General features: G+C 35.9%; 4 protein-coding genes, 1 tRNA gene and 1 pseudogene. All 6 read left to right on the top strand.

What is annotated here, in order from left to right; all coding sequences use genetic code 11:
- Positions 1-755 (top strand): IS110 family RNA-guided transposase (locus LVD51_RS19815; RefSeq protein WP_236973120.1); only part of this gene is annotated, 755 nt, incomplete at its 5' end.
- Between the two features lie 613 nt (positions 756-1368).
- Positions 1369-1443: transfer RNA gene (locus LVD51_RS19820), tRNA-Pro, on the top strand.
- Between the two features lie 1091 nt (positions 1444-2534).
- Positions 2535-3659 carry a three-Cys-motif partner protein TcmP gene (tcmP, locus tag LVD51_RS19825; protein WP_236973121.1) on the top strand — a complete coding sequence of 375 codons (1125 nt, stop codon included), beginning with the start codon at positions 2535-2537 and terminating at the stop codon, positions 3657-3659.
- A 2-nt stretch (positions 3660-3661) separates the two neighbouring features.
- Positions 3662-4387: a DUF5131 family protein gene (locus LVD51_RS19830; RefSeq protein WP_236973122.1), complete on the top strand. Its 726-nt coding sequence runs from the start codon at positions 3662-3664 to the stop codon at positions 4385-4387.
- Between the two features lie 97 nt (positions 4388-4484).
- Positions 4485-5177 (top strand): DUF6843 domain-containing protein, encoded by a 693-nt coding sequence (locus LVD51_RS19835; protein WP_236973123.1) that lies wholly within the window; start codon positions 4485-4487, stop codon positions 5175-5177.
- 270 nt (positions 5178-5447) lie between these two features.
- A pseudogene (locus tag LVD51_RS19840) lies at positions 5448-6602 on the top strand (HsdM family class I SAM-dependent methyltransferase); the annotation flags it as partial.
- Positions 6603-6780 lie beyond the last annotated feature (178 nt).

Genomic DNA, 6780 nt, shown 5'->3' on the forward strand with positions numbered 1-6780 from the left:
ATTTTTCTCTGATCAATCCACTGGAAATCAAACGATCTCAAGGTATTTCAAGAGGTAAATCTGATCCTATTGATGCTATTAGAATTGCACAGTACTGTGTTATATTTACTAATAGATTAACACCATTTTCTTTGCCAGACAAAGCTATTTTAAAGCTTCAAAGCCTTATTCGATCTAGAGATCACTTGGTTGTAGGAAACACTAGAGACAAAAATTATATAAAACAGTTGAAGATCTCAAATTCTTATCTTTCAACCAAAGAAGAGCTTAAGGAATTGAAAGAACAAATCAAGTTAACAGAGCAAAGGATTGAAAAATTTGAAGTGATGATTCAAGACGTAATTGAATCAAATGAAGAGATAAAGACTGCGTATGAAAAAATAACTAAAGTCATAGGAGTTGGTCCTATTACAGCTGTAAAGGTTATAACTGAAACAAATCTCTTCCAAAAATTTGACAATCCAAGAGCTTTTGCCAGTCATTGTGGAATAGCCCCCTTTCCTCACTCATCGGGATCATCGGTTAGAGGAAGGACTCGAACAAGTAAAATGAGGAATAGGAAATTAAAATCAGTTTTATTTAATGCAGCTAGTTCTGCAATTCAACATGACCCCCAACTAAGATCATATTACAAAAGAAAAGTGGCTGAAGGGAAAAAAGAAATTAGTGTTTTAAATGCTGTAGCGAATAAAATTATTTTACGTATTTACGCTGTAATAAACCGAGATGAACCTTTTGTAAAATTAATGGCTTAATTGTTTGGTTTTATCTTAGAATACTCGTTCACCTCGGCACAGTGGCCTCGGTTCCATCGTCAAATGCCGATTTACGGCATTTGGTTGCCATTCTGGCAACTTTACTCAGTCACATTTAGGACATCGATTTGCTCATTCCTCTCCCACCCACAGCATGGTAGCTGTGGTTATCTCACCATTGACCGATTTACGGTCAATGATACTTCGTATTATGTTCGATAATGCAGTTATATTCAGTCATTCAAAATCTTTTCCGTCATCATAAAACGTAATACGTATAACATCAGTTTACGAGACCTATTGGAGAGGGATAAACTTTTATAATCATGGTATTGATTTGGTATAACTGTGATGTTCTATTATTGAATCTGCTCCACTCCTAGCCTCGAAATCTGATAAATCCCGAAATTTTCTTAAAAAATCGGAATTTATTTTTCGATATAAATAAATTAATATTATATTTGCAACCGCTTAACGAAGTTGAAGATATTGTTGCTAAAATGATTGAAGTCGTCAGAAAAGAGATGAGGAAAGTCCGTTGAGCAATTCAAATAAAAATAATAACCGAAATAAGGTAATATCTAACATTTAATCGTGGGAGATTTTACTGTGACGGGGTGTAGCGTAGCCCGGTTATCGCGCCGCGTTTGGGACGCGGAGGTCGCAAGTTCGAATCTTGCCACCCCGACTTAAAAACCTTGCTTTCATTAGAAAGCGAGGTTTTTTTTTGCCCTATTGACTCCAATTCCCGTCCCAAATTTAATACCAAATACATTTTGCAGAAAGACTGAGCATGACTGGCTCCCAGTGGCCGGAGAGCGAAGCTCCCCTAATCTTATTGGTTATTAATGGATTTTTAGTGAGAGAACAATAACCTTCCGATTTGTCATACTTTTTGCGGATTTGAATTCAATCGTAAGGTAACTTTAAAATATACTGAATTAAAAAATCTTGGTTAATGCAAAAAGTCCACCAAATCAATTTCAGGTCACATCTCTACTGTCATTCCTCACCCAATCGGAGTCCAGTGACTCCGTTTCCCTCATCACATTTTAATTATTTCTGTAAAATTAGTTGATTTTTGTCAATCTTAAAGTAGTGTTGTCACAGCGCAGTGGCTAACCCACCCGAGGTGCAATGACCTCGGTTCCTTCATCCGATGGATATTTAATCCATCGGGTTGTCCAACAGGACAACTTCATTCAGTCATCATCATCAAAGGTCGATTTACTACCTTTCCTCACCCACCCACAGCATGGTAGCTGTGGTTATCTCACCATTGACCGATTTACGGTCAATGATACTACGTATTATGTTCGATATTGCACTTTATTCAGTCACATTTAGTCGATTGGATACTTCGTATTTCGTTCAGTCATGCTCGTTCACACCCGGAGCCAGTGGCTCCGGTTTCCTCATCCAATCGACATTTAGTCGATTGGGTTGTCCTCTGGACAACTACATTCGGTCACCCATTGCTAATATATATTGCCTACTTAGACTCAGCTCAGTGCATCGCTTTCAGGGCTTTTCATTTTTTTTCCTATTTTGGACGGTAGTGTACAGAAACTAGTATTAGAAAAAATAAAAATCCGTTTATAATTTATAAAACATACTTAAATTGTAGATAAAAATTTCATTATCAAATAAAGGTGGATGCTAAAACACATTAAACTTCCGCATAGCCAGCTATTTTGGTGAGCTAAGAAGATAAAAGTTCTGTATATAAACAAGTTACTTGCAAGCTAAAAATGAAAACCAATAGAATATTAGAAAAGAATGGCAAAGAAAGAATCACAAAATACATTATTGGCTCATTCAGAAGCAAAAATCAAACTCTTTGGGCAGTACATTCAAAAATATCTTAATATTATAGTTAATGATGGATATACTGAACAAATACATTTGTACGATCTATTTTGTGGTCCAGGAGTATATGACAATAATGGAGAGGGAAGTCCAATAATCGCACTAAGAAAACTAAAACTAACTTACTACCAATTTGTAAAAGACAGAGCAGATGGATCCCCTAAGATCAATTGTAATTTTAATGATAGTGATCCAGAGCTAATTTCAAGACTCAAAGAAAACATAATTGAAAAAAAACTGCATTACAACAGCTATGGACAATTAAATCTAACTTCTGAAGACTATATAGACATTGTTGATAGGCTGTCAGTTCAGTTTAAAGCATTGAAAAAAGAGAAAGCTTTTGTTTTTATAGATCCTTACGGCTATAAAGAAGTAAGAGCTTCACATATTTTCGATTTACTTAATTGTAATAAAAAATCTGAAGTTTTACTTTGGCTACCTATCCAATTTATGTACAGATTTTCTGAGAATGGCACGCCTGATGTCCTAAAAAGCTTCAACGAACAATTAGGAATTGAAAAAGAAAACACAGCTATCAAAAATGTTTGGGAATACATATTTGAGCTTAAGAATGGATTTCAAACATTCTTGGGTCAGGATTACTTCGTTGATAATTTCACCTTAAGAAAAGAAGAAAATACAGTTTTTTGCTTGTTCTTCTTTAGTTCACATATCAGAGGCTATGAAAAAATGTTAGAAACAAAATGGGAATTAGATACTGAAGCTGGCAGAGGTTGGAAGTATAACGGTCAAATCAAAGACCTGTTTTCAGGACAAGAAACAAATAGATTAGAGGAACTATTATTACCCTATTTGAAGGGGGAAGGCCGTACAAATGGAATGTTGTTCGAGTTCACACTACGACAAGGCTTTTTACCTAAACATTTAAATCAAATACTTAAAGAGCTTCAGAAGAACGAAAAGATAGAATTGCAAAGAAAAGATGGTAGTAAGCCGAGAAAAGGTGCATTTTACATTAATTATGATGCCTATAAATCTGAATACGATAAATTATCAATTAAACTAAAGTAACAATGGCTAAATCAAGTATTGAATGGACAGAAATGACTTGGAATCCGACAACTGGATGTTCAAAAGTCTCTCAAGGCTGCAAATTTTGTTACGCTGAAATAATGTCTAAAAGACTACAGGCTATGGGAGTAGCTAAATACAAAGACAACTTTAAGGTTCGAACACATAATAAAGAACTTAAAACGCCATATACGTGGAAAAAGTCAAAAATTGTATTCGTTAATTCTATGAGTGATTTATTTCATGAAGAAATTCCAGTCAGCTTCATAAAAAAAGTTTTCAAAGTAATGAACGAAAACCCTCAGCATGTTTTTCAAGTCTTAACTAAAAGGGCCGAAAGGTTAAATGCAATTTACGATCAATTAAAATGGACTCATAACATATGGCTGGGTGTCTCTGTCGAAGATGAAAAAGTTGTACATCGAATAGATTTACTTAGAGATACAACAGCAAGAGTTAAGTTTTTATCTCTTGAACCATTACTCGGTCCTTTACCAAACTTAAACTTAACCAATATTGATTGGGTAATTGTTGGAGGAGAAAGTGGACATACACCAAGACCATTGGAACCAGATTGGGTTATAGACATCCAAGATCAATGCGAAAATTCGGACGTAGCATTCTTCTTTAAACAATGGGGCGGTAAAAACAAAAAGAAAAATGGTAGAGAATTAAATGGTCGAACTTATGATGAAATGCCTGAAATTGAATTGCAACATAGTGTATAAGAAGAGCCAGTAAGTATCATTGAGTATGATGGAATCTTCCTTTTAGTCAGACTCCACATACTCTTGGACGTTGTGGCTAATTTGACCCAAACCTGAAATGAAAGTAAAAATTGGAATCGGAATTATAATTATCGCCTTTTTGGTTTGCTTAAATCCGTACTTGCTGATTTTCGGAGTTCCTCTATTCATAATCGGAATTATAATACTTGCAATTTCCGATAAGGAAATAAAAACAAAACTGATTTGGATTTTGACACCAATAATTCTCTGGTATCCAACTATGCATTTGTATTTCTGTTTAATGGGAATAATAGGAACAGCAACTGCGCAAAAACTGGATTTAATATTTCCCGAAAACTTTAAAGGTAAAGCAATTGTAATATCGGATATGCCTTGTGGAGAGGAAATCGAAATTATTGAAAATCGAAAACAATTAAGAATTCCTGAAAACGGAATTTTGCTCTATAAAGGAAAATTAAAAAGCGGATATATTAACAATCGCTATTTCAAAATTGACAATAGCGGAAACAAAACTGAAATACCAACACGAGCAAATTATATGTATTGGGAAGATTCGGAAAATAAACCTGACGAAAGTGTTGTCGGAATTTGGTTAAGTGGTGGAGGAACTAAATACAATCCGAGTCCAAATGGTGGAATAAATTATTCATTCATAGAATTTGTGATTAGTTCAAAAGATAGTTTAGAAAAATGGAGTGAATTTAAACGTACAAAAAAATTAGAGAAATTGACAGACAGTCTAGTAACTGAATGTAAAAATAAAAACTAGCCACAACAATGTGTATAATTCATTGCTAGTTAAAGCCTACTTACGAAAGTCCTCCCGGATTTTCTATTCTGTAATTATTTGCTAAATTAGTTGCTTAAACACGTCACTAATCATACACAAAACCGTTGTGCGGCATACAAGAAAAGCCCATCACACAAACAGCACATTTGGTTTTTGCCGACCCAAAAGCCAACGCAAGAAAAACCAAAAGAGCTGTTTTTTGCCAACGCTCGGACAGAATGAACAAAATTTGAAAACGATAAAAAATAAATGGCCAAACAGAAAGTAAAGGAAAAAGCGATTGAAGAAACTTTGTGGCAATCCTGCGACAAGTTGAGAGATTCGGTAGAACTTGCCTTAAAAGGTGCTTTGCCAGACAATTACTTTTCTCGTTTGGCATTGGACAAAACCAAGCTCGCTTCCCTATTCGACACCATCAACGATGTTGACACGCTCAAAGATGACGGACAAGATGTGATTGGACGTGTGTATGAATATTTCTTGGGCAAATTTGCTCTGAAAGAAAGTAGCGAAAAAGGTAAAGGCGAATTTTATACGCCCAAAACCATTGTGAATTTGATGGCGGAATTGATAGAACCTTACAAAGGTATCATTTATGACCCTTGCTGTGGAACAGGCGGGATGTTTGTGCAGTCTATCAATTTCATAGAAGCTCATCAGGGAAGTAAAAAAGAAGTTTCTATTTACGGACAAGAAAATACACCAACTACTTACAAATTGGCTAAAATGAACTTAGCCATTCGTGGGATTGCTGCCAACCTCGGCAACAAACGCGCAGATACTTTTTCCAACGACCAGCACAAAGACCTTAAAGCCGATTACATTATGGTGAATCCGCCATTTAACTTGAAAGATTGGCGTGGAGAAAATGAACTCTTGGACGCCCCACGTTGGATGGGCTATGAAGTGCCACCCAAAAGCAATGCGAACTATGGTTGGATTCTAAATATGGTAAGCAAACTTTCTGAAAATGGCGTGGCAGGTTTCATTCTTGCCAATGGTGTTCTTTCGGGCGGTGGCGAAGAGTACAAAATCCGTAGGAAATTGATTGAAAATGATTTGGTGGAAGCCATCATCATCATTCCACGAAATACGTTTTATACGACTGACATTAGCGTTACGCTTTGGATTCTGAACAAAAACAAAAAGCAACGCATCGACAACACCAAAGACCTGCCTGCCGGCAAGGCAGGAAAACCCAAAAACTACCGAGACCGCACAGGCGAAATCCTGTTTATGGATTTAAGGCGTTGGGGCAGCGAGTACGAGAAAAAATACATTGAACTTACCGAAGACGACATTCAGCAGGTAGCTCTAAACTTTCACAATTGGCAGCAAGCCGATTATGAAACTACCTACAAAGACGTAGCCGAGTTTTGCAAATTTGCCAGTTTTGAAGATTTGGAGTAAGCCATCAGCTAACTACGTATTGATCAGGGTATAAAAAGGCTTTAAATTTGCTTCAAAAGAAGTAAATGAATAAATACGAAGAATTTGCTAGACGTTATGAAGAATCTGGATTAACACGTAGGGAGTTTGCACAGAGTGAAGGAATATCATTAGAATCAGTAATCTATTATTT

The sequence above is a fragment of the Membranihabitans marinus genome (assembly GCF_021729155.1).
Taxonomy (GTDB): Bacteria; Bacteroidota; Bacteroidia; order Chitinophagales; family Saprospiraceae; genus Membranihabitans; species Membranihabitans marinus.

What these genes read in the sequence shown, in the direction of transcription:
- LVD51_RS19835 (WP_236973123.1), top strand. Translation starts at nt 4,485, where the DNA reads ATGAAAGTAAAAATTGGAATCGGAATTATAATTATCGCCTTTTTGGTT.
- LVD51_RS19830 (WP_236973122.1), top strand. Translation starts at nt 3,662, where the DNA reads ATGGCTAAATCAAGTATTGAATGGACAGAAATGACTTGGAATCCGACA.
- tcmP (WP_236973121.1), top strand. Translation starts at nt 2,535, where the DNA reads ATGGCAAAGAAAGAATCACAAAATACATTATTGGCTCATTCAGAAGCA.